The 22306-nt window shown below is 73.1% G+C and carries 25 protein-coding genes, 1 pseudogene and 1 riboswitch; of the genes and pseudogenes, 15 read left to right on the forward strand and 11 right to left on the reverse strand.

What is annotated here, in order from left to right:
• Window positions 1–24 precede the first annotated feature (24 nt).
• The 3 genes from ACFVXH_RS27225 (at window position 25) to ACFVXH_RS27235 (ending at window position 4178) form a co-directional block, all read left to right on the forward strand.
• Window positions 25–993, forward strand: a complete 969-nt coding sequence (locus ACFVXH_RS27225; protein WP_387828385.1) for an alpha-ketoacid dehydrogenase subunit beta — start codon at window positions 25–27, stop codon at window positions 991–993.
• Window positions 993–2324 (forward strand): dihydrolipoamide acetyltransferase family protein, encoded by a 1332-nt coding sequence (locus tag ACFVXH_RS27230; protein ID WP_387828388.1) that lies wholly within the window; start codon window positions 993–995, stop codon window positions 2322–2324. The genes ACFVXH_RS27225 and ACFVXH_RS27230 overlap by 1 nt, the downstream gene beginning before the upstream one ends.
• A gap of 234 nt (window positions 2325–2558) precedes the next feature.
• Window positions 2559–4178, forward strand: coding sequence for a globin domain-containing protein (locus ACFVXH_RS27235; RefSeq protein WP_387828061.1), 1620 nt, complete (start codon window positions 2559–2561; stop codon window positions 4176–4178).
• Here ACFVXH_RS27235 and ACFVXH_RS27240 read toward each other — a convergent pair whose 3' ends face one another.
• The gene (locus ACFVXH_RS27240) at window positions 4179–4721 is read right to left on the reverse strand and encodes an NUDIX domain-containing protein (protein WP_049653246.1); all 543 of its coding nucleotides are present in this window, start codon (window positions 4719–4721) and stop codon (window positions 4179–4181) included.
• Between the two features lie 238 nt (window positions 4722–4959).
• Between ACFVXH_RS27240 and ACFVXH_RS27245 the strand changes: the two genes are divergently transcribed.
• A complete protein-coding gene (locus tag ACFVXH_RS27245; RefSeq protein ID WP_375876536.1) occupies window positions 4960–5853 on the forward strand; it encodes an IclR family transcriptional regulator in 894 nt (297 codons plus the stop codon).
• Between the two features lie 197 nt (window positions 5854–6050).
• Window positions 6051–6476, forward strand: coding sequence for an SsgA family sporulation/cell division regulator (locus ACFVXH_RS27250; protein WP_049653243.1), 426 nt, complete (start codon window positions 6051–6053; stop codon window positions 6474–6476).
• Window positions 6477–6572: 96 nt separating this feature from the next.
• Here ACFVXH_RS27250 and ACFVXH_RS27255 read toward each other — a convergent pair whose 3' ends face one another.
• Window positions 6573–6953 carry a phage holin family protein gene (locus ACFVXH_RS27255; RefSeq protein ID WP_049653241.1) on the reverse strand — a complete coding sequence of 127 codons (381 nt, stop codon included), beginning with the start codon at window positions 6951–6953 and terminating at the stop codon, window positions 6573–6575.
• A 163-nt stretch (window positions 6954–7116) separates the two neighbouring features.
• Between ACFVXH_RS27255 and tenA the strand changes: the two genes are divergently transcribed.
• The 3 genes from tenA (at window position 7117) to thiC (ending at window position 10334) form a co-directional block, all read left to right on the forward strand.
• The gene (gene tenA, locus ACFVXH_RS27260; RefSeq protein WP_049653239.1) at window positions 7117–7788 is read left to right on the forward strand and encodes a thiaminase II; all 672 of its coding nucleotides are present in this window, start codon (window positions 7117–7119) and stop codon (window positions 7786–7788) included.
• Window positions 7789–8060: 272 nt separating this feature from the next.
• Window positions 8061–8261: a DUF5326 family protein gene (locus ACFVXH_RS27265; protein WP_049653234.1), complete on the forward strand. Its 201-nt coding sequence runs from the start codon at window positions 8061–8063 to the stop codon at window positions 8259–8261.
• Between the two features lie 129 nt (window positions 8262–8390).
• Window positions 8391–8525, forward strand: a riboswitch (TPP riboswitch).
• Window positions 8520–10334, forward strand: coding sequence for a phosphomethylpyrimidine synthase ThiC (gene thiC, locus ACFVXH_RS27270; RefSeq protein WP_375876532.1), 1815 nt, complete (start codon window positions 8520–8522; stop codon window positions 10332–10334). Its footprint overlaps the riboswitch before it by 6 nt.
• 59 nt (window positions 10335–10393) lie before the next feature.
• On the opposite strand, the gene ACFVXH_RS27275 is transcribed toward thiC, so the two are convergent.
• Both ACFVXH_RS27275 and ACFVXH_RS27280 read right to left on the reverse strand, forming a co-directional pair.
• A complete protein-coding gene (locus tag ACFVXH_RS27275) occupies window positions 10394–10825 on the reverse strand; it encodes an SRPBCC family protein (RefSeq protein ID WP_117488797.1) in 432 nt (143 codons plus the stop codon).
• Between the two features lie 17 nt (window positions 10826–10842).
• Window positions 10843–11199, reverse strand: coding sequence for a VOC family protein (locus ACFVXH_RS27280; RefSeq protein WP_387828069.1), 357 nt, complete (start codon window positions 11197–11199; stop codon window positions 10843–10845).
• 113 nt (window positions 11200–11312) lie between these two features.
• Between ACFVXH_RS27280 and ACFVXH_RS27285 the strand changes: the two genes are divergently transcribed.
• The 5 genes and pseudogenes from ACFVXH_RS27285 (at window position 11313) to ACFVXH_RS27305 (ending at window position 13683) form a co-directional block, all read left to right on the forward strand.
• Window positions 11313–12110 carry a helix-turn-helix domain-containing protein gene (locus ACFVXH_RS27285; RefSeq protein ID WP_387828072.1) on the forward strand — a complete coding sequence of 266 codons (798 nt, stop codon included), beginning with the start codon at window positions 11313–11315 and terminating at the stop codon, window positions 12108–12110.
• Window positions 12111–12236: 126 nt separating this feature from the next.
• Complete coding sequence (locus ACFVXH_RS27290) at window positions 12237–12464, forward strand: AbrB/MazE/SpoVT family DNA-binding domain-containing protein (protein WP_074001977.1); 228 nt, start codon at window positions 12237–12239, stop codon at window positions 12462–12464.
• Window positions 12454–12900 carry a type II toxin-antitoxin system VapC family toxin gene (locus tag ACFVXH_RS27295; protein WP_387828075.1) on the forward strand — a complete coding sequence of 149 codons (447 nt, stop codon included), beginning with the start codon at window positions 12454–12456 and terminating at the stop codon, window positions 12898–12900. The genes ACFVXH_RS27290 and ACFVXH_RS27295 overlap by 11 nt, the downstream gene beginning before the upstream one ends.
• A gap of 103 nt (window positions 12901–13003) precedes the next feature.
• Window positions 13004–13297 (forward strand): annotated as a pseudogene (locus tag ACFVXH_RS27300) (DUF5994 family protein); the annotation flags it as partial.
• A 233-nt stretch (window positions 13298–13530) separates the two neighbouring features.
• Window positions 13531–13683, forward strand: coding sequence for a thiamine biosynthesis protein ThiC (locus ACFVXH_RS27305; RefSeq protein WP_387828078.1), 153 nt, complete (start codon window positions 13531–13533; stop codon window positions 13681–13683).
• 104 nt (window positions 13684–13787) lie between these two features.
• On the opposite strand, the gene ACFVXH_RS27310 is transcribed toward ACFVXH_RS27305, so the two are convergent.
• Window positions 13788–14282 carry an RICIN domain-containing protein gene (locus ACFVXH_RS27310; protein WP_387828081.1) on the reverse strand — a complete coding sequence of 165 codons (495 nt, stop codon included), beginning with the start codon at window positions 14280–14282 and terminating at the stop codon, window positions 13788–13790.
• A 270-nt stretch (window positions 14283–14552) separates the two neighbouring features.
• Window positions 14553–15029: an RICIN domain-containing protein gene (locus ACFVXH_RS27315; RefSeq protein WP_387828084.1), complete on the reverse strand. Its 477-nt coding sequence runs from the start codon at window positions 15027–15029 to the stop codon at window positions 14553–14555.
• 509 nt (window positions 15030–15538) lie between these two features.
• Between ACFVXH_RS27315 and ACFVXH_RS27320 the strand changes: the two genes are divergently transcribed.
• Window positions 15539–15976 carry an SRPBCC domain-containing protein gene (locus ACFVXH_RS27320; RefSeq protein WP_387828087.1) on the forward strand — a complete coding sequence of 146 codons (438 nt, stop codon included), beginning with the start codon at window positions 15539–15541 and terminating at the stop codon, window positions 15974–15976.
• 73 nt (window positions 15977–16049) lie between these two features.
• Here ACFVXH_RS27320 and ACFVXH_RS27325 read toward each other — a convergent pair whose 3' ends face one another.
• A complete protein-coding gene (locus ACFVXH_RS27325; protein WP_387828090.1) occupies window positions 16050–16436 on the reverse strand; it encodes a VOC family protein in 387 nt (128 codons plus the stop codon).
• Between the two features lie 134 nt (window positions 16437–16570).
• Here ACFVXH_RS27325 and ACFVXH_RS27330 point away from each other — a divergent pair, with 134 nt between their 5' ends.
• On the forward strand, window positions 16571–17494 hold the full coding sequence (locus ACFVXH_RS27330) for a LysR family transcriptional regulator (RefSeq protein ID WP_387828093.1): 924 nt from the start codon (window positions 16571–16573) through the stop codon (window positions 17492–17494).
• A 21-nt stretch (window positions 17495–17515) separates the two neighbouring features.
• On the opposite strand, the gene ACFVXH_RS27335 is transcribed toward ACFVXH_RS27330, so the two are convergent.
• The 4 genes from ACFVXH_RS27335 to ACFVXH_RS27350 form a co-directional block, all read right to left on the reverse strand.
• Window positions 17516–18076 (reverse strand): hypothetical protein, encoded by a 561-nt coding sequence (locus tag ACFVXH_RS27335; protein WP_387828096.1) that lies wholly within the window; start codon window positions 18074–18076, stop codon window positions 17516–17518.
• Between the two features lie 143 nt (window positions 18077–18219).
• Window positions 18220–19695 carry an alpha/beta hydrolase family protein gene (locus ACFVXH_RS27340; RefSeq protein WP_387828099.1) on the reverse strand — a complete coding sequence of 492 codons (1476 nt, stop codon included), beginning with the start codon at window positions 19693–19695 and terminating at the stop codon, window positions 18220–18222.
• A 138-nt stretch (window positions 19696–19833) separates the two neighbouring features.
• Window positions 19834–20817 (reverse strand): hypothetical protein, encoded by a 984-nt coding sequence (locus tag ACFVXH_RS27345; protein ID WP_387828101.1) that lies wholly within the window; start codon window positions 20815–20817, stop codon window positions 19834–19836.
• A 272-nt stretch (window positions 20818–21089) separates the two neighbouring features.
• Window positions 21090–22202: a metallophosphoesterase gene (locus ACFVXH_RS27350; protein ID WP_079272051.1), complete on the reverse strand. Its 1113-nt coding sequence runs from the start codon at window positions 22200–22202 to the stop codon at window positions 21090–21092.
• Window positions 22203–22306: the final 104 nt, after the last annotated feature.

Genomic DNA, 22306 nt, shown 5'->3' on the forward strand with positions numbered 1-22306 from the left:
CCCTCTGATGTCCGTACCGCCTCGATGGCGCAGGCGCTCAACTCCGCGCTGCGGGACGCCATGCGCGAGGACCCGGCGGTGCACGTGCTCGGCGAGGACGTCGGCGCGCTCGGCGGGGTCTTCCGGATCACCGACGGGCTCACCGCCGAGTTCGGACCGGAGCGCTGCCTGGACACCCCGCTGGCCGAGGCCGGCATCCTCGGCACCGCGATCGGCATGGCGATGTACGGGCTGCGCCCGGTCGTCGAGATGCAGTTCGACGCCTTCGCCTACCCGGCGCTGGAGCAGCTGTTCTCGCACGTCGCCAAGATGCGCAACCGCACGGCGGGCCGGCTCCCGCTGCCGATCACCGTCCGCATCCCGTACGGCGGGGGCATCGGCGGCGTCGAGCACCACAGCGACGCCTCCGAGGCCTACTACACCAGCACGCCCGGCCTGCACGTGGTCACCCCGGGGACGGTGGCCGACGCGTACGGGCTGCTGCGCGCCTCGATCGCCTCCGACGACCCGGTGGTGTTCCTGGAGCCCAAGCGGCTCTACTGGGGCAAGGCCGAGTTCGACCCGGACGCGCCCGTCGAGCCGATCGGCCGGGCGGTGCTGCGGCGCACCGGCACCTCCGCCGTGCTGATCACCTACGGCCCCTCGCTGCCGGTCTGCCTGGCGGCGGCGGAGGCGGCGCAGTCCGAGGGCCGGGACCTCGCGGTGCTGGACCTGCGCACCCTGGTGCCGTTCGACGACGAGACGGTCTGCCGGGTGGTGCGCTCGCTCGGCCGGGCCGTGGTGGTGCACGAGGCGAGCGGCTTCGGCGGCACCGGCGCGGAGATCGCCGCCCGGGTCACCGAGCGCTGCTTCCACCACCTGGCCGCGCCCGTGCTGCGGGTCACCGGCTTCGACGTCCCGTACCCGCCGCCGATGCTGGAGCACCACCACCTGCCCGGGGTGGACCGGATCCTGGACGCGGTCGCCCGGCTGCAGTGGGAGGACCGAGGATGATGCCCGTCGTACGGGAGTTCCGGCTGCCCGATCTCGGTGAGGGGCTCACCGGGGCCGAGGTGGTGCGCTGGATGGTCGAGGTCGGCGAGGTGATCGCGGTCGACCAGCCGGTGGTGGAGGTGGAGACCGCCAAGGCCGTGGTGGAGGTGCCCTGCCCGTACGGCGGGGTGGTCACCGCGCGGTACGGCGAGGTGGGCGAGGAGATCGCCGTGGGCGCGCCGCTGGTGACGGTCGCGGTGGCGCCGGCGGCGGGGAGCGGGCCGGAGGATGCGGCGGGGCCGGGCTCTGCCGCTGCGCCTGCCGCTGCTGCCGCCGCCGCCTCTGCCGAGGTGGAGCGGCCGTTGGTCGGGTTCGGGGTCGCCGAGCCGGGCCGGGGCGGGCGGCGGCGCCGGGTCGGGGCACCGGCCTCGGCCTCGGCCGTGGTCGCCGCCGGTGCCGTGGTCGTGCGGGCTCCGGTCGTCCCGGCCGGGCCGGCGGTGGTGCCGGTGATCTCGCCGCTGGTGCGGCGGCTGGCCCGGGAGCAGGGGGTCGACCTGGCCGCGCTCACCGGGAGCGGGCCCGACGGACTGATCATGCGCGCGGATGTCGAACGGGCGGTCGCGGCCAAGGTGACCGCTCCGGCGCCCGCCGGGCCCGCCGGGCAGGACGGCGTGGTCCCGCTGCGCGGGCTGCGCAAGGCGGTGGCCGAGAAGCTGAGCCGCAGCCACCGGGAGATCCCGGCGGCGACCTGCTGGGTGGACGCCGACGCCACCGAACTCATGGCACTGCGGCGGCAGTTGAACGCCACGCCGGGGCCGAAGGTGAGCGTGCTGGCGCTGCTGGCGCGGATCTGCACGGTCGCCCTGGCGCGCTTCCCGGAGCTCAACTCCTCGGTCATCGGGGACGGTTCGGGCATCGTCCGGCACTCGGCGGTGCACCTGGGCTTCGCCGCGCAGGGCGAGCGCGGACTGGTCGTCCCGGTGGTGCGGGACGCGCAGAACCGCAGCACCGGGCAACTCGGCGAGGAGCTGGGCCGGTTGACCGAGGCGGCGCGCAGCGGCGCGCTCACCCCGGCCGAACTGACCGGCGGCACCTTCACGTTGAACAACTACGGGGTGTTCGGCGTGGACGGCTCGACCCCGATCCTCAACCACCCGGAGGCGGCGATGCTCGGGGTCGGTCGGATCGTCGCCAAACCCTGGGTCCACCAGGGGGAGTTGGCGGTCCGCGAGGTGACCCAGCTGTCGTTCACCTTCGACCACCGGGTCTGCGACGGCGGGACGGCGGGCGGTTTCCTGCGGTTCGTCGCGGACTGTGTGGAGCAGCCGGGGATGCTGCTGCGGCAGCTCTGAGGAGCGCCGTCGAGCCCGGCTCTCCGGTTGCCCTGGGTGTGCGGACGGACACCCGGGGCGACCGGGGGCGGGGAGAGTAGCGCGTTCCGGGCCCGGATGTCCGGGCTTCGCGTGATTCGTCGGTCGGTCGGTCGGGCCGTGCCACGCTGCCTTGGCGCCAGTAGCGACAAGCCAGGTGGTGGCGCAGGCCGGCCGGAGGGCGAAACGATTCTCTTGGGTACTCGAAACGTAGCGGTGAAGTCCCGCGGAACAGTCCTGGTCCGTACCGGGCACGGCTCGGCGGGGGTCTCGTCCGTCCCGGGCCTGCGGCAGTCCGCGCCCGACGGGGGCCCGTCGCGGGAGGCGGTCGCCCGGCCGCCGGTGCCCCTGGACCCGCCTGCGCCCCTGGCCCCGCCGGACCTGCCGCCGCTGGTGGCGGCGGAGGCACCGACGGAGGTGCTGCCGCCGGTGTCGCTGCTGGAGCCCGTCCGGCCGCCGCAACCGCCGTTCGTCCCGGCTCCGGCCCACGTCCACGCCCCGGCTCCCGCCCCCGCCGCCGACTTCCGCCCGCTGTTCGCCGACGCTCCCGGCCTCAACCGGGTCGGCCCGGGCGACCGGTGGAGCGATGCCTGGGGCGTACGGGTCCCCGCCGGGCAGCCCGCCGCCGCGCTCCCCGCCGCCGGGCAGGACCAGGCCACCGCCCGCCGGCCGCTCACCGCCCGGGAGGTCGGGCTGGTCCGGGCTGGCCTCGCCGCCGTCGAGCCGGTCGCCGACCGGGCCACCGCGCACTTCTTCGCGCTGCTCTTCCTGCGCCACCCCGAGCTCCGCTCGTCCTTCCCCGCCGCCATGGACGTCCACCGCGAGCGGCTGTTCCGCACCCTGCTGGCCGTGGTCCGCGAGCTCGACCGGCCGGCGGCCCTGCGCGCCACGCTGGCCGGGCTCGGCCGGTCCCACCGCCGGTACGGGGCACTGGCCGGGCACTACGCGGTGGTGGAGGAGTGCCTGGTGGGAACGCTGGCCCGGTACGCGGGCGCCCGCTGGGACGCCGAGGCCGAGTCGGCCTGGCGCCGCGCCTACCGGATGATCTCCTCGGCCATGATCGAGGCCGCCGAGGAGGACGCCCGCACCTCGCCGGCCTGGTGGCAGGGCGAGATCGTCCGGCACGAGCGCCGCACCCGGGACGTCGCGGTGGTCACCGTCCGGCCGGACCAGGCCTACCCGTTCCGGGCCGGGCAGTACACCGCGCTGGAGACGCCCTGGTGGCCGCGGGTCTGGCGGCACTACTCCTTCGCCGGCGCGCCCCGCCCGGACGGGCTGCTGACCTTCCACGTCAAGGCCGTCCAGGCGGGCTGGGTGAGCAACGCGCTGGTCCACCGGGCCGCGCCCGGGGACGTGCTGCGGCTCGGCCCGGCGGCCGGCGCGATGACCGTCGACCACGCGGCCGGCCGGGACCTGCTCTGCCTCGGCGGCGGCACCGGGATCGCGCCGGTCCGCGCCCTGGTCGAGGAGGCCGCCGAGCACGGTGCGTCCGGCCGCCGGGTCGAGGTGTTCTACGGGGCCCGCCGGGCCGAGGAGCTGTACGCGCTGGAAGGGCTGCGCGAACTGGCCGCTCGCCACCCCTGGTTGACGGTCCGTCCGGTGCTCTCCGGCGGTGGCCACGCCGGGGGCCCGCTGGGCGGCGGACTGCTGGCCGGCGGGCTGATGACCGGCGAACTGCCGGATGCGGTGGGCCGGTTCGGCCCGTGGACCGGTCGCGAGGCGGTGCTCAGCGGGCCGCCGGCGATGGTGCGCCGGGGCGTCGGGGTGCTGCTGCGGGCCGGGGTCCCGGCCGAGCTGATCCGGCACGACCCGGTCGGCGACCCGGCCGCCGTGTGATCACCCGAGGTCGGGGGCGAGGAGCGCGCGGATGCCCTCGATGTTGGCCGCCAGGTACGCCCGCAGCCGGGGCGGGACCACGTTGACCGAGGTGACGCCCTCGCGGGTGAACGGCAGCCGGACCACCTCGTACTCGCCGTTGGGGTCGGTCACCTCGGGCCCGTGCCGTCGGTCGAGGTCCATCGAGGCGAGCCGGCAGACGAAGAAGTGCTGCACCTTGACCCCGTGCGGGTGCAGCGGGGTGCCGTCGTCATGGTGGGTGTGGCTGATGGTGTCGACGAAGGCGGGCACCACGTCCACGACCTTGCCGCCGAGCTCCTCGTCCACCTCGCGGTGCAGCGCCTCGACCACCGTCCGGTCCTCCCGCTCGACCCCGCCGCCGGGCGTGATCCAGTACGGGTGCGGCGAGTCCGGCCGGACCCGCCGGATCAGCACGATCGAGGCCGGGCCGTACGGATCGTCCGGGTCCAGCTCCAGCAGGATCGCCCGCGCGGTGCGCTTCACGACCGGGCGCGGTGGCGCGGTGCGGTTCTCGGGGCCCATGGCCACCTCCGGGACTGGCGCGTTGTGCGGAAGTCTCCCGCGCCGGGGGAGGAACGAAACCCGGGGAACGGGTCGAAACACGCCGGGAACGGGTCGAAACGCCGACCCGGTCGGGTGCATCCGTTCGGGGTCCCGCTGTGCTGCAATGAGCAGCTATCGGGCAAATCGGAGGTTTCGTTCCGCATGCCCGTTCTGGGCACGGACCTGTACGAGGGACTCGGGCTGGGGGTTGGGTGTCATGGATCGGATCGCACAGCCGTTCGAGAAGACGCAACCGTTCGAGACAGCACGACCGTTCGGGGAGCACCCGTTCGGAGAGCAACCGTTCGAGGCGGCACGACCGCTCGGGCCGGCGCGGGAGGCCGGGCCCGCCGCGCCGCGGCCGCCCGAGGCGGACCGCGGGCCCACCCTGATCGGCTCCGTCCAGCGGGCGCTGCGGCTGCTGGAGGCCGTCGGGGGCTTCCGGCGCGGCGCGACCGCCAAGCAGCTGGCCCGGGCCGCCGAACTGCCCCTCGGCACGGCCTACCACCTGCTGCGGACCCTGGCCCACGAGGGCTACCTGCGGCGCTCCGAGGGGCGCTTCTTCCACGGGGAGGCGCTCGACGGCATAGCCCGCTCCCGCGGCCGGTGCGGCGACCCCGACCTGCGGACGCGGATGCGGTCCTTACGGGACGAGCTCGGCGCCGCGGTCTACTTCGCGCTGTACCGGGACGGCGAGGTCCACGTGGTGGACGTGGCCGAGGACCCGAACCGCCCGGCCGTCGAGCCCTGGGCGGACTTCCGGGCCACCGCCCACGCGCACGCCATCGGCCAGTGCCTGCTCGGCCAGCTGCCCGAGGAGGAGCGCCGCGACCACCTCGCCCGCCACCCGCCGGCCGGGCTCACCCCGTCGACCCTCACCGGCGAGACCGCGGTGCTGCGCCGGCTCGCCTCGCTGCGGCCGACCATGCCGGTGCTGGAGCGTCAGGAGTACGCGCTCGGCACGGTCTGCGCGGCCGTCCCGATCACCATCGGCCCGGTGGTCGCCACGATGGCCCTGTCGCTCCCGGTCGAGCGGGCCGACCGGCTGGTCTCCGTCGCGTGCCAACTGCGGCGCGGGGTCGGGGCGATGAGTCCGTCGTTCATCTTCTGACACCACTTGGTCTGGACCTGCTCCGGCTCGTTCACCATTTGAAAAAGCACGCCTTGTCCACTACATCCCCAAACATGGACGATGATGATCGAACGTGGATTGGTTGCATAAACCGTCACAAAAACCGTCGAAAACATGTCCGCCGCCATCGGACCAAGCGAACCGACGGCGCGGGCAGAACGAGAGGTACTGGCGTCATGCAGCACAGCACAGTCCAGGGTCACCTGGTGATGAACCTCGTGGTCTCGCACGAGCTCTCCTTCCGCCTCCCGGTGGACCTGGCGTACGAGGCCGACGACCCGTACGCCGTCCGGCTCACCTTCCACCTGCCCGGCGACGCCCCGGTCACCTGGTACTTCGCGCGGGAGCTGCTGCTCGACGGGATCAGCGGACCGGCGGGCGAGGGCGACGTGCACATCCGCCCGGTCGGCGACGAGCTCTCGGAGGTCCGCATCGTGCTGCACTCCCCCGACGGGGACGCCCTGCTGTGCGCCTCGTCCGCGCCGCTGATCGCCTTCCTGGCGCGGACCGACCGGCTGGTGCCGATGGGGCAGGAGTTCTCCGGGCGGGACATCGACGCCCAGCTCGCGGACCTGCTCAAGGGGCGTGAGAACGCGGGGTGATCGCCCCGGCCGCGGTCGCACAGGAACGGCGAAGGGGCCCGTACCCGGTGGCAACACCCGGGTGCGGGCCCCTTTCGGCCGTCCGCACGGCACCGGTCAGTCGTCGTCCAGGGCCAGGTGCAGGCCCCACGCGACCAGGCTGATGATCAGTGAACCGACCAGCGCCGAGCCGAAGTTGGTCACGTGGAAGTCCAGGCTCAGCTTCCCGGAGGCCCAGGAGGTGAGCAGGAGCATCAGGGCGTTGATCACGAAGGTGATCAGTCCCAGCGTGAGGATGAACAGCGGGAACGAGAACAGCTTGACCACCGGCTTGATCAGCCAGTTCACCACGCCGAACACGACGGCGACGCCGAGCACCGTCAGCGCCTTGTGCTGCCAGTCGGCCTTGCCCTGGGCGAGTTGGATGCCGCTGACGATCCAGGCGGCGACCCAGATGGCCGCCGCGTTGATCAGTGTCTTGATGAGGAAACCCTTCATGCCGCCCAAGCCTGACAGGAACCACCCTCCCGGCGGAACCACCACACGGCGGGGTCGTGCTGAATGCCCCTGGTCCGGGAGGTGGACGGACGGGCCCGGGGACGGGGGAGGACAGCGGCACACTGGGCGGAGGACCGGCCGCCCCGGCGGTTAGGGTCGCGTCATGAGCACCAAGACGCTGACCGAAGAACTCTGGGCGGCCATCGAGCCGGTGTACGCCGAGATCCTCGCCCACCCATTCCTGGCCGGGCTCACCGACGGCACCCTGCCGCGCGAGGCCTTCCGCCACTTCGTCGTCCAGGACTCGCACTACCTGCGCGACTACGCCCGCGCGCTCGCCGTCTGCGCCGCCAAGGCGCCCGGCGAGGAGGACGTCCGGGCCTTCGCCGACGACGCGGTCGGCGCGCTGGCCGCCGAGCAGGGCATGCACGCCGAGTTCCTGACCGCCTTCGGCGGCAGCGCCGAGGAGGCCGCCGCCGAGCCGGTGCTGCCCACCACCCGGGCCTACACCAGCTACCTGCTGGCCACCGTCTACGGCGGCTCCTTCGCCGAGGCGCTCGGCGCGGTGCTGCCCTGCTACTGGATCTACGCCCGGGTCGGCGAGGCGCTGCTCGCCCAGGGCTCGCCCGACCCGCTGTACGCCAAGTGGATCTCCACCTACGGCGACGAGGCCTTCCAGTCGGTGGTCCGCCGGGTGCTGGCGCTGACCGACCGGCTGGGCGAGGAGCTGTCCGCGGCCGAACGCCGGAAGGTGGTCGGGCACTTCGTGACCACCTCGCGCTACGAGTGGATGTTCTGGGACGCCGCCTGGCGCGGCGAGCGCTGGCCGGTCTGAGCCGTCCGGGCGGCGCCCGCCGCCTGCCGCCCGTCGTCCGGACGGGCTTGCTTTCGGCGTCGCTCGGACAGGTCGTAAAGGCCCGGGGCCGTGCCCCCGCCGGAGGAGTTCTCGGGGGTCACCCGGGGGGTCGGGATCGGGGGGATCTCGGGGTTCTCTCCGGGCCGTTGGGCCTCGTTCCGGCACTCGCGCCACCGTACGATCGAAGTACCGAAAGCAAGCGGGATGCGGCACCGGACGGCGGCCGACCCGAGGGGAGAAGAGGAACCGACATGGCTGAGCTCTGGAAGTCGCTGCCCTCCTGGGTGCGCAACATCGTCATCCCGGTGCTGGTCCTGGTGCTGGCCTGGAACATCGTCGCCTTCGTGTTCGGCGTCGTCGGCGCACTGCTCTCGATCGTGATCAAGCTGCTGGTGGTGGTCGGCATCGCGGCCGCCGTGGTGGTCCTGGTGAAGAAGGCGGCCAAGAGCTGACCGGCCGCCCCGACCGCCGCCCTGAGGCCCGGCCCCCCGCGAGACGGGGAGCCGGGCCTCTGGCGTGAGGCGCTCTGGACCTGCGGCGATCCGCTCGCTACGGTGTTGGGCGTCGTGTGCAGGCAACACCGCCTGCGACGCGGGAGCTCGGAGCACCGGGCTGAGAGGACGCTGACCGGGACGTCGACGGACGGACCGACGGCTGCGTCGACCGCAGGAACCTGACCGGGTAATGCCGGCGTAGGGAGTAGAGGTCAGATGACCACGTTCGAAGCACAGCCGCAGTCTGTCCGGAGCGCCCCCAGCAGCGAGCGCACCGGCTACCCGACCCCGGCCTGGCACAAGGCCTACCGCGAGGGATCGCGCCCCGACCTGCGCGTCCCGTACCGCGAGGTGCGGCTCACCAACGGCGGGACCGTCCCGCTGTACGACACCTCCGGCCCGTACACCGACCCGTCGTACGAGCCCGACGTGCGGCGCGGCCTGCCCGCGCTGCGGGACCCCTGGATCCGCCAGCGCGGCGACGTCGAGGAGTACGACGGCCGCGAGTCGCGCCCCGAGGACGACGGGATCAAGCACACCTCGCCGCGCGGCGGGAACCTGCGCAACCTGGACGCCGTCTTCCCCGGCCGCCCGCGCCGTCCGCTGCGCGGCCGCGGTGGTGCCGCCGTCACCCAACTCGCCTACGCCAAGCGGGGCGTGGTGACGCCGGAGATGGAGTTCGTGGCGCTGCGCGAGGGCCTGGCGCCCGAGTTCGTGCGGGCCGAGGTGGCCCGCGGCCGGGCCGTCATCCCGGTCAACGTGAACCACCCCGAGGTGGAGCCGGCCGTCATCGGCACCAACTTCCTGGTGAAGATCAACGCCAACATCGGCAACTCGGCCGTCACCTCCTCGATCGAGGAGGAGGTGGAGAAGATGACCTGGGCCACCCGCTGGGGCGCCGACACCGTCATGGACCTCTCCACCGGCCGCAACATCCACACCACCCGCGAGTGGATCCTGCGCAACTCCCCCGTGCCGATCGGCACCGTGCCGCTGTACCAGGCCCTGGAGAAGGTGGACGGCCGCGCCGAGGAGCTGAGTTGGGAGGTGTACCGGGACACCATCGTCGAGCAGTGCGAGCAGGGCGTCGACTACATGACCGTCCACGCCGGCGTGCTGCTGCGCTACGTCCCGCTCACCGCGCGCCGCAAGACCGGCATCGTCTCGCGCGGCGGCTCGATCATGGCGGCCTGGTGCCTGGCCCACCACCAGGAGAACTTCCTCTACACCAACTTCGAGGAGCTCTGCTCCATCCTCGCCTCCTACGACGTCACCTTCTCGCTCGGTGACGGCCTGCGTCCGGGCTCGATCGCGGACGCCAACGACGAGGCGCAGTTCGCCGAGCTGAAGACCCTCGGCGAGCTCGGCCGGATCGCCCGCGAGCGGGACGTCCAGGTGATGATCGAGGGTCCGGGCCACGTCCCGATGAACAAGATCCGGGAGAACATGGATCTCCAGAAGGAGATCTGCGACGAGGCGCCGTTCTACACCCTCGGCCCGCTGACCACGGACGTCGCCCCCGGCTACGACCACATCACCTCGGGCATCGGCGCCGCGATGATCGCCTGGTGGGGCACCGCGATGCTCTGCTACGTGACCCCCAAGGAGCACCTGGGCCTGCCCAACCGGGACGACGTCAAGACCGGCGTGATCACCTACAAGATCGCCGCCCACGCCGCCGACCTGGCCAAGGGCCACCCCGGCGCCCAGGCCTGGGACGACGCCCTCTCCGACGCCCGCTTCGAGTTCCGCTGGGAGGACCAGTTCAACCTGGCCCTCGACCCGGAGACCGCCCGCGACTTCCACGACGAGACCCTCCCCGCCGAGCCCGCCAAGACCGCGCACTTCTGCTCGATGTGCGGCCCGAAGTTCTGCTCGATGAAGATCTCCCAGAAGATCCGCGACGAGCACGGCGACGGATCCACCGCCGTCTCCAGTGAGTTCGACGCCGAGGCGCTGGCCGGCATGGCCGAGAAGTCCGCCGAGTTCGCGGCCCAGGGCAACAAGGTCTACCTCCCGCTGGTGGACTGACCCGGGACGCCGGAGCGCCGCCCCGAAGTACCTCGGGGCGGCGCTTTCGCGGTCCTCCGCTACCTCCCGGCGTCGGGGCCGGCGACCGGTGCGGCGGCCTCCAGCGTGCGGCGGATCACCGCCGAACCGTGCTCGACGGACTCGGCGATCGGTGCGGCCAGGGCCTCGGGCAGGACGTCGGTGTGCCACACGAACCTCGTCCGGCCGCCGGCCTCCGGAAGGGCCTGCATGGACGCGTGGTGGTGGGACGGGTGGAGGCTGCCGCCGACGACCGTGTAGGCGACCCGCATCGCCTCGTGGTCGAGGTCGACGAGCCGTTCGAGCACGATCGTGCCGTCGGCGAAGGTGACGGTGCGCGTGTCCGAGCTCAGCCGGGTGTCGGTGACGAACCCGGGCGCCAGCCGCTCGTGCACCGCGCCGTAGTCGCTGAGCACCGACCACACCGCCTCGGGGCGGGCATCGATGACGAGTTCCTTGTGGATCGAGGCCATGGGTGGTCGACTCCTCGTCAGGCCGAAGCGATGCAGAACAGGTGGCCCTCGGGGTCGGCGAGAACGGTCCAATCGCCTTCGCCGGGCTGGAACTCCGGCCTGGTCGCCCCCGCCGCGAGCAGCTCCTGCACCGCGGCCTCGGGATCGGCGACGGCGAAGTCGAGGTGGGCGTGCTTCGCGGCGTCGGGCCAGCCGGGCCCCCGGTAGCCGGCGACCCGCTGGAAGGCCAACCGGACCGGCCCCGCGCCGAGTTGGACGAAGTCGTCGTCGGCCTGGCCGAGGTCCCAGCCGGTGACCTGGCGGTAGAACCCGGTGAGGGCCCGGGGGTCGGCGCAGTCGATGGTGATCGCGGTGAGCTCCGCGTGGACGGCCATGGATGGCTCCCTTCCTGTCGTCACGTGGGCCCCAGCATCCGGGGTGACGGCACCGGAGGTCTTGAAGATCCTTGCGGGCCGTCCTGTCGTACCCGGCGGGTACCGTCCGCGGCATGCTGTCCGCATCGACCCTCGCCGCCCGGCCGGAGTTCACCGTGACCGTGGTGGGGTGCCGCTCCGACCACACCCGGTGGTCGCAGCCGGAGAGCCGCGACGACCACCGCCTGGTGCTGGTGCGACGCGGCAGGTTCCGGCGGTCGGCCGACGGCACCGACACCGATCTGGACGCGACCACGGCCTACCTGGGCGCGCCCGGCGAGCAGGAGCGCTTCGCGCACCCGGCCGGCGGCGACGTCTGTACGTCGGTCAGGTTCGAGCCCTCCCTGCTCGGGCGCCCGCCCGCCGCGACGACGGTGTACGTCGACGCGCGCGTCGACCTCGCCCACCGCCGTCTGGTCGCCGCCGCGGGCACCGGCGACATCGACTACGCGCTGGCGGAGGAACTGCTCCGGCTCGTCGCGGCCGCGGCCGGTGAGTCGACCGCCCGCGCCCGGCGGGCAGGCCGGCCGGCCGACCGGGCGCTGGCCGCGGCGGCGCGCGAGGCGATCATCGAGGAGGCCCCGGAGGCCGGTGGGCTCTGCGCGCTGGCCGCGCTGCTGGAGGTGTCGCCCTACCGGCTGAGCCGGGTGTTCTCCAGGGAGACGGGCGTCTCGCTGACCCGCTACCGCAACCGCGTACGCGTCACCCGGGCCATGGACCGGATCGCCGAGGGCGAACCCGGCCTCGCCGCCTTGGCGGCCCGGCTCGGCTTCGCCGACGAGGCGCACCTGACCCGCGTCGTCCGCGAGCACGTGGGGCACACACCCACGGTGCTGCGTCGGCTGCTCGCCCCGGGCCCGGGCGCGTCATGAGCCGGCGGGGCGGTGAGCATGCCGCCTTCGGGCCTGGAGGTCCGCTCGTCGCGGACCTCCCGGAGGGTCCGTCGCCGGACTAGTATTACGTGGTAGAGGTAATACGTGCTACGCCGGAGGTGGGACATGCGGCTGAACAGCAAAGGGCAGGTCACGATCCCCGCGGAACTCCGCGAGAAGTGCGGCCTGCGCCCCGGCGACGAGGTGGACGTCATCGAGGAGGGCGGCGTTCTGCGGATAGTGCGCCGGGAGGGCCACGGCACCAGAGGGCAGCGGGCGGCCCGCCGGATGAGGGGGAGCGCTTCGGGCGGCATGTCCACCGACGAGATCATGGAGCTGCTGCGTGGCGAGTAGCCGGTTGAGGCTGGTCGGTTCGGGCCGGGCGCGGCCGGTGACGCTGGTCGACTCCTGCGTGCTGCTGGATCTGATGACGGATGACGAGGCCTGGGCCGACTGGTCGGAGGCCGCGTTGGCCAAGGCCCAGGACGAGGGCGACGTGGTGATCAACCCGATCGTCTACGCGGAGGTCTCGGTGGCGTACGCCGCGATCGAGGACCTTGACGCCGTCCTTCCCGTCGAGGACTTCGCGCGGGAACCGCTCCCTTACGAGGCGGGGTTCCTGGCCGGCAAGGCATTTCTGCTCTACCGCAAGCGCGGCGGGCAGAAGACCGCACCGTTGCCGGACTTCTACATCGGTGCGCATGCGGCGGTGCGCGGCTACCGGTTGTTGACCCGTGATGCCACGCGCTACCGCACGTACTTCCCGACCGTCGAGCTGATCTGCCCCTAGTCGGCGGGCCGGGGGCGGTCCGGGGGAGGCCGCGGCGGAGTAGCGTGGGAGGCAGCCAAGGACATTCCGCGCACCGGCATCAGCGTCGACGTCGCCCTGGGGCATGACGGGTCCCTCGTGGACCGGACGGGCGGCCTCGGATGATGCCGATCCCCCTCAACCCATTCCCCATCGGGCCGTGGACGGTGCCCCGCTGCTGCCGCGCTTGGAGCTGGAGCCGACGCAGTCGCGGGAGGGGGTCTTCGACGGGGCCTGGTGGCCCCGCTCGAACCAGGTCGGCGCCGAACTGCCGGACCTGATCACCGCGCTCGGCGCCCACTTCGGGCGCATCCTCCGGGTCGGCCTCGACACCTCGGCCTGGGACGGTGTGCCCCGGTCCGTGATGGTGGACGGCCTGATGATCAGGATCAACTGGTTCCCCGGCAGCGACGCGACGATCAGCGTCACCCGGGCCTCCAGGACCACTTCCTGCTGCTGGTGGTGCCGCCGGGGACCGACCCGACGACGGCCGCCTCGGCGATGGCCGGCGCCTCCGCGACCGGAAACCACACCCCGGCGGCGGACCTCCTGCTCGGCTGAACCGATGGCCGTCCTCATGCCTGGCCCGATTCACGGCTGAAGCCGTCCTCGATGAAGACCTCCCCGAAGGTCCGCGACGAGCGTGGCGGCGGATCCACCGCCGTCTCCAGCGAGTTCGATGTCGAGGCCTTGGCCGGCATGGCCGAGAAGTCCGCCGAGTTCGCGGCCCAGGGCAATCGGGTCTACCTCCCGGTGGCCGGTTGACGCGGAAACCCGTGAGGGCGGCCGTACCGGGAGCATTACCCGCCCGGTACGGCCGCCTGTGCCTTCGCAGGTGCCACGGGCCCTGGTCAGACAGGGTTGCTGACTCAGCTGGAGGTGATGTACCAGCGCTGGTCGTCGCTGCTGGTCTTGGCCTGGAGGGTGACGGGCTGGCGGTTCTCCTCGGTGCTGGCGCCGTTGGCTCCGATGACCTCACCGGTGTCGCCGGCGCGGGCGATCAGCGCCCGGTCTCCTTCGATGACGGTCTTCCACCGTTGAAGGGGAACGAAGTTGTTGCACTTGACGATCGCGATGGGTTCATTGAGAGCCGTGGGTGCCTTCAGGCAGTTGCCTGGTTGATCCTTGCTCTCCAGCAGGTACCCGCTGCTGTTCTCATCCCGAAGGGCCCACTTCTGGGGGGTGCTGCCGTCGGCCTCGTAGGTGATCGCGACGGATCCGCCACGGGAGTCCAGCATCTGCTCCACACCCGCGTTGAAGGCGGAGATGACCCTGCCGTCGGCGTGGCCTGCGGGCACCATCAGGCCCATGAGCATCATGGTGGAGATGCCGGTGACGACTGCAATCTTCTTGCTGATCTTCACTTCTTTCCTCTCGTCTCGACGCGGTGCAATGGATTGAAGTTCCTATACGAAGTTTATTCGCGCAGGAAAATGCGCCGCATACGGAACATATTTGCACGGGGGAAGCGGTGTCACAAGAGGCTGTTCGGGCGAAGCCTTGATCATCGTCCGACAGTGCGGATCGGCGTGCGGAGTTCTTGACGGCCCGGGGTCGTTTGCCTGGGTGGATTGGCCTCAGGTATCCGGGTTATTGGGATCGATGATTGGCCAGCTTGATCCCAATGATTGGAATCATGGCCTGCAGTTGAAGCCGGGCGCGGCCGTCGGTTCGGACGGGGCGCTGATGTACCAGTACTGCTTGTTGCTGCCGGTCTTGATCTGAAGGTCGACATCCTTGGAAGGGGCGGGTGTATTGTCCTCGGTCGCCCCGGCGACCTCGCCGGTGAAGTCGGCGCGGAAGATCAGCGTCTTGTCTCCCTCGATGACGAAGCTCCAGCGCTGGGTGGGTACGTCGGCGCAGTCGGCGACCCTGAGCGGCTGGCTGAGGTCGGAGGGTGCCTCCAGGCATTTGCCGTCCTTCGCTGTGCTCCTTATCTTGAACCCGTTGACCCTCGGGTCCGCGATGGCCCATTTCTGAAATTCGGAGCCGTTGGCCTTCTGGGTGATCGCATTGTCTCCCCTGTCGTTGGCGTCCAGCATTTGCTGCACGCCCGCGTTGTAGGCAGTGAAAAGAAGGGCTCCGGATTCGGCATGGCTCGCGGGAGCCATGGGGCTCGTGATGGCCGTCAGGGAGATTCCTATAGCGACTGAAATCTTCTTCCTGGCATTTGCTGGTTCCCTCTTGTGCGGCCAGGGTCTGGATACACCATTCATGCCGTCCGCCTCGTGCTCGGGGCGCCGCGGTGGGATAGCGGGCACCGTCGCTCGTTCTTCCATCAGGAGAGCATGGCCGGATGCAGGCGTCCAATCGGCAGGGCGGTTCGCGCAGGTCCTTGGTTTATTGGTTCGTTTAAGATCTATAATTCGAACTCCGGTTGTCACCAGGCTGTCGCGGCACATCACAGGGTTCGTCCGGGACCCGGATGACGCGAGCCCGGTGCTCATGCCTCGCGTGTCGAGGGGGTGCGCTCGGCGGCCGGTGGCGAGGCCGGGGCGGCGTGCTCGGCGGTCGTGGGAGGAGGTCCTCGAAAAACTTTCGCGGGGAGCGATGAGTTCTCGGGGCGGTCGCGGTCTACCCCTGTGCAAGCGCAAGACGTGACCACGGAGGAGATTCCGAGATGACCGAGAACCTGGGCGAGCTGACCATCACCCGCGAGCTGCCGGGCACCCCCGCCGCCGCGTTCGAGGCGTACTTCGAGCCGGAGCAGTTCGTCCGCTTCTGGGGTCCGGTCGGCACCCACGTGCCGCTGGACACCGTGACCATCGAGGCGAAGGAGGGCGGGCGCTACGACAGCACCATGGTGGTCGACGAGACCGGCGACCGGTACCCGTTGAAGGCGGAGATCACCGAGATCCGGGCGGGCGAGTTCTTCGCGATGGTGGAGGAGGGCTCGGGCATGCGCTCCACCCTCACCTTCACCGGGCTCGACGAGGGCCGCACCCGGGTGGTGCTGCACCAGACCGGGGTGCCGGAGATGTACCGCGGCCCGGAGGCCGAGGCGGGGCTGAACTCCAGCTTCGACCGGCTGGTCGAGCACCTCGCCGACCGGAGCTGACCCGGCGGCCGGCCGCGTGCCGTCCCGGCCCGTGCACGGGCCGGGGGCGGCGCCGCTCGGCGGTCGGCGCCGCTCAGCGGTCGGCGTCCTGGGGGTACCAGCGGAGTTCGACGGTGTTGCCGTCCGGGTCCTGGACGTAGACGGAGGTCGCGGTGCCGCGGGCGCCGTAGCGGGGGACGGGGCCTTCGAGGACGGTGAAGGTGCCGGCGTCGATGACCTCCTGCCAGTCGAGGGGCTCGACGGTGAGGCAGAAGTGGTCGACGTTGGACTCGTGCCGGGGGCCGTGGACCAGGTCGATGATGGTCTCGGCGCCGACCCGGACGGACGGGAACGGCGCCCGGCCGGCGCGCCACTCGTCGACCCGGACGGGGGCCAGGCCGAGCAGGCCGGAGTAGAAGGCCAGCGAACGCTCGACGTCGGCGACGTTGAGGACCAGGTGGTCGAAGGCTACGACGTGCATGGGTGATCGGCTCCGCTCGGGTGCGACTGCTGGGGACGGGTTCCACGATCCTCCTGGCCGGAGGCCTGATCAACGCGTGATCGTCGTACGATCGTTGAGCCGCATTCAACGATCGAGGGGCGGGCGGGGCCGGGATGCTGGAGCGGCTGGAGATCGAGGTCGTCCTCGCGCTCGCCGAGGAGCTGCACTTCGGGCGGACCGCCGAGCGGCTGCACCTGACCACGGGGCGGGTCAGCCAGGTGGTGCGGAAACTGGAGCGCCGGATCGGTGCGCAGCTGTTCGACCGCACCAGCCGGTCGGTCCGACTCACCGCGGTGGGGCGGCAGTTGGCCGAGGACCTGGTGCCGGTGGCGGCGGCGACGGAGGCGGCGCTGCGCCGGGCGGAGGACGCCGCCCGGGGCGTCACCGGGGAGCTCCGGGTGGCGTTCCTCGGGGAGTGGACGGCGCCCGTGCTGCTCAAGGCGGCCGCGCTGTTCGGCGAGCGGTACCCGGACTGCCGGGTGGACGTGCGCGAGGTGCAGCTCTCCAACTCCCGGTCGAGCCTGGAGGACGGCTCGGTCGACGTCCTGATCGCCTCCTACCCGTTCGACGGCATGGCCCGCGGGCCGGTGCTGCTGACCGAGCGGCGGGTCCTCGCGGTGGCGGCCGGGCACCCGTTGGCCGCGGAGCGGTCGGTGTCGGTCGAGGTGCTCGCCGACCACCCGGTGGTGCAGTACCCGGCCGTCACCTCGGCGGGCTTCAAGCGCGACCGCACCCCCGACCGCACCCCGTCCGGCCGTCCGGTGCCCAAGGGCCCGTCCGGCGGCACCTTCTCCGAGCTGCTCAGCCTGGTCGCGATGGGCCGCGGCGTCCTCCCGGTCGGCGAGCACTCCCGCCGCTACTACCCGCGCCCGGACGTCGCGTACGTGCCGATCCACGACGCGCCCCCGATCGAGCGCGGCCCGGTCTGGCTGGAGAGCAACACCACCGCCCGGGTCCGCGCCTTCGTCCGGGCGGCGACGGACGTCGTCGCGGCGCGGCCCGGGGGCGCGCCGCTCCGCGCGCCGGCGACGGACTGACCGCGCCCGCCCGGAAGCGGTTCAACTCGCCCTGCGCCGACGGTAGTAGTGCACGGTGAGCACGGCGAGGAGCGGACCCCAGGCGGCCAGCGGCAGGTAGCCGATCCAGAACACGACGGTCTGCCAGCCGTGGGTGACGACCCCGCCCCGGTCGCCCCGGACGGTCAGGCCGAGCGAGAACATCACCATCGCGTACGGGAAGACCATCAGCACCGCGGAGCCCAGCCCGGCCGGCACGACGGCGGCGAGCACCGGGACCGGGCGGCCGCCGAGGAGGGGGATCCAGCGCGGCCACACCTCGCCCCAGCGGGCGACCAGGCCGAAGCAGAGGAGGGCCAGCGCCTCGCTGACCACGCTGAGCGCGAGGATGTACGCCCAGCCTCCGTCGAACGGGGCGGGGTCCCGCTCCGGTGGTGTCGGGCCGTGGTCGAGCAGCGGCAGGCCGACGATGAAGCCGCCGATCCGCCAGAGGCAGGAGGGCAGGACGGCCAGGGTGATCGCGTACCCGGTGCGGACCGCCCAGCGGGGCACGCCCGGTGCGGGGGCGCCGTGCAGTCGTGCCGCGATCGTCCGTGCGCCCATGGTTCCGCCTCCCGACCCGGGCGGACGCGGTCCGTCCGCCACCGGCTCCGACCCTCCCGGAGCGGGCCGGCCGGGGCGTCCTCATCCGGGCCGAACCCGCTCCCCCGGGCGAGGGAGCGGGCCGTTGCCCCGCTGGCGGGGGGTCAGGGCAGCAGCAGTCCCCAGGACAGGGCCCAGGGCAGGAACACCAGCCCGGCCAGCAGCAGGGCGCCCAGTCGGGCCCGGTCGGCCAGGGAGGCGGCGGCCAGGGCGGCCCGCTCCCGCCGGGCACCGGCCGCGGCGACGGCGGCCGCCCCGAGGGCGAACAGCGCGAGCAGCTGGACGGCCAGCCAGACCACCGGGCGGCCGAACAGGACCGGGCCGGGGAACATCGCGGCGGTGAGCATCAGGAAGAGCAGGTAGCCGAGGGCGCCCAGGAGGGCGGCCGTTCCGGCGAGGGCGGCCCAGCGGGCGGCCCGGGGCAGGGCGGCCGGGCGCGGCCGGCGGCGCAGGCGGCGGACGGCGCCGCTCAGCGCGTAGCCCGCGAAGCCGGTCAGGCAGAGCAGGGTGGCGACGACCTCGAACCAGGTGGACTCGTACCAGGGGAGCGGGTCGAGCGCGAGGCTGCGGGTGTCCTGGTGCGGGGCCGGGTCGGCGGAGGCGGCGGGGAGGTCGGTGGCGAGCCGCTGGATCCAGGCGGACTCGGTTCCGGCGTAGTCGGCGGGGAGCTGGTCGGGCCGGTCGTAGCCGTCGTCCCGGGTCAGGTGCAGGTTGTGCCGGACGTCGGGGACGGTCCGCAGCGTGTAGTGGGTGTTGCCGCCGCGGTCGAGGGCCCGGCGGATGATCGTCGCGCTCTCCTCGGGGGCGGCCTCGCGGTCGAGCGTGCCCCACTCGGCCAGGACGGGCTGCCGGACCCGCTCCCACACCGGCACCGGGTCGTAGTCGGCCTCCGGGAAGAGCCCGGCCGCCGAGAGCAGGCGGACGGAGGTGTCCGAGAGCGCGGTGACCAGCGAGCCGGAGACGCCGGCGTGGCGCAGGTAGCCCCGGTACGCCCAGGCCTGCTGGCGGGCCGGGGTGAGGCCGACCGCCCCGACGGTGACCAGGTACGCCGCCTCGGTGGTGCGGGTGGCGGCGAGCGAGGCCACCCAGGCGCCCTCGGACAGGCCCCACAGGCCGACCCGGTCCGGGGCGACCTCCGGCCGGGTGCGCAGCAGCCGGACGGCGGCCAGGGCGTCGTCGGCCAGCTGCCCGTAGTCCCGGTGGGTCGTCGAGTAGCCGTCGGTGCGCTTGTCGAAGACGAGGACGGTGACGCCGTGCCGCGCGTACGACTCGGCGGCGGCGCGCAGCTCGGCGAGCGGGCCCGGGCCGGCCCCGGGGAGCATGACCAGTCCGGGGCCGGGGGTGCTGGCCTTCGCGCCGGGCGCGGCCAGCACCAGGCCGTGCAGGACGGTGCCGCCGGCGCCGGTGAAGTCGACCGGGTTGGGGGCCGGATCGCCGGCTGCGGGCGCGTCGCCCGCCGCCTCGGCTGCGGCTGCTTCGGCTCCGACGCCGGGGAGCAGCCCCAGCAGGGCCGCCAGCAGGGCGGTGACCAGTAGCAGGGCCGGTCCGGTGCGGGCAGGTCGGACGGGTCCGGTGCGCATCGCTGGTCTCCCCCGGGTCGTTCTCCACTCGTGGGTTCCAGCCTGGCGGGCAGCGGGGCCCGGGACGATGGTGGCCGCCCCCGGACCGGGGGTGGGGATGTCCCCCGGTCCGGGGGCGCCGGCCGGGGAGCGGAGGGTTCAGCGGACCTCGTCGGGCCCGGTGAAGTCGGGTGGGGTGTACCCGGGTCCGGTGAAGTCGGGTGGGGTGAAGCCGGCCGGGCGGGGGACGCGGCCTTCGCGGTCGGTCAGTCCTTCGGCGCCGGGTCCGGTGAAGTCGGGCGGGCTGTACCCGGGTCCGGTGAAGTCGGGTGGGGTGAAGCCGGCCGGGCGGGGGACGCGGCCTTCGCGGTCGGTCAGTCCTTCGGCGCCGGGGCTGGTGAACGAGGGTGAGCTGTAGCCGGGGCCGGTGAAGTCCGGGCTGCTGAAGTCGGGGCCGGTGCCGTCGGGGCGGCTGACGCCGGGTCGGGCTGCCGGGGCCGGCACCGGCGGCAGCGCGTCGAGCAGGTACGGGAGGAGTCCGCGCTCGCGCAGCGCGGTGCGCCATTCGCCGTGGGCGTCGCCGAGTTCGGCGGCGAGCTCCGGGTCGGTGCCGGCCGGGGCGGTGGCGGCGCCGTCGCGCAGGGCGGTGAGCAGCAGCCCGATGATGCCGATGGCCATCGCGGCGACCCCGGCGGCGAGCGCCACCCAGCCGGCCGTGACCAGGGAGCCGGCGAGGGCGAGGCCCGGCTCGGCGGCGCGCAGCAGGTAGCCGATCAGCAGCAGGAACAGGGCGGCGGCCCAGGCCAGGATCGGGGTGAGCACGGTGAGGACGGGGAACGGTCCGCCTCCGCCGCCGCCGGTGCGCAGCTGGGTGAGCAGCCCGGGGTTGGCGGGTTCGCCGCCGGGCGGTGGCGGGGGTGTGCTGTGCAGGGCCTCGCGCAGCCGGGTGTAGTGGGCGTACTCGGTGGCGGCCGCGGCGTTGACGCGGTCGGCGTCGCGCAGGGCGCGGAGGCGCAGTTCGGCGGTGGCGAGCGCGCCGGGTGCGCGCAGGGCGGTGAGGACGGTGCGGTCGCGCAGGGCTTCCGTGAGGAGGCGCTCGTACTCCGGGCGGTCCTCGGCGAGCAGGGGCGGGGGGTTGGTCATGGGGACCCCGTTCGTGCGGACCCCGTTCGCTCGGCCCCGGGGGCGTACGGCCCTCAGGACGCCGAAACGGGCGCGGAGGCGGGCCGCCGGACGGGCGGCCGGGTGTGGTGTGCCTCATGGTAGGGGCGGGCACGCCCGGGCTGACAGTCGGTTTCCGGAATTTCGCGCCCCCGGACGCGCGCGTGCGACGGTTCGGGCGCCGGGAACAACTGTTCTATGCCTGGCGTCAGTTGGCGTACGGCCGGGCGGTCGGGTGACAGGCGGCCGGGCGGTCAGCCGATGGGCAGCCGGGCGACCAGCAGCCGCCCCTCCATGGTGACGCCGCCGTCCATCGCCACCGCGAGGTCGTCCGCGTACACGTACGGCCCGGGGATGTGCGGCGGCTGGCCGTCGTCGTTGTGCACCGCGCCGGTGAGGTACGGGATCGGGCTGTGCCCGTGCACGATCCGGCTGCCGCCGTAGGTGTCCAGCAGCTCGTGGACGGCCAGCGGCCCGGCTTCGCCGCGGAAGGCGAACCGCTTGGTGAAGCGGCGGAAGCAGTCCCACCACTCGTCCACGCTGCCGTCGGCGAGCAGGCTGTGCACCGCGTCGTTGACGTCGGGGATGGACTCGCCGTACTCCAGGTACGCGGTGGTGTCGGAGTGCAGCAGCAGGTGGCCGTCCTCCACCGCCATGGCGGGGAGCCGGGAGAGCCAGCTGATGTGGTGCGCCTCCAGGCGGTCCAGGTCGTTCTGCTGGCCGCCGTTGAGCCGCCAGGCGGCGAGGAAGGAGGCGGTGCCGGCGGTGGACTGGACGGGCTCGTCGCCGTACTTGGCGGCGCCGAGGAAGAGCAGCTCGTGGTTGCCCATCAGGGCGCGGCAGTAGCCGCCGGCCGCGGCGGCCTCGGCGGCCAGCTGCATGACCAGGTCGATGACGCCGATGCCGTCGGGGCCGCGGTCGGTGAAGTCGCCGAGGAACCAGATCCGGGCGCGGCCGGCGGACCAGTGGCCGTCGGCGTCGATCAGGCCTTGGTGGCGCAGCTCGGCGCGCAGCTCCTCCAGGTAGCCGTGGACGTCGCCGACGACGTAGACCGGGCCGGGGGGCTCGCCGGGGCCGGGGGCCGGGTACGGGTAGGTCGGCGCGGCGGGGTCGGGCAGCGGCGGGCCGAGCTCGATGGTCGGCGGGTCGTCGCGGCCGGCGAGCTGGAGCGCCGGGGAGGGCTGGTCGGGCAGGGTGGGCTCGTAGCCGCCCTGGTCCTGGCCGTCGTAGCCGCTCCGCTCCTGGCCGCCCTCGTACCCGTTCTGCTCCTGACCGTCGTACCCGCCCTGCTCCTGGCCCCCCTCGTACCCCGGTCCGTTCTCGTAGCCGCCCTGTCCCTGCTGCGCGAAGGCCGGGCTGTGGTCCATGCCGATCCCCTGGGCGTGCACGGTGTGGCCCTGACCGTCGGCGGGCCAGTGCTGCTCCAGGTAGCGGGCTCCGCCGTAGCCGCTGTAGGTCTCCCCGTCGTGGG

This window comes from Kitasatospora sp. NPDC058184, assembly GCF_042883725.1.
GTDB lineage: Bacteria > Actinomycetota > Actinomycetes > Streptomycetales > Streptomycetaceae > Kitasatospora.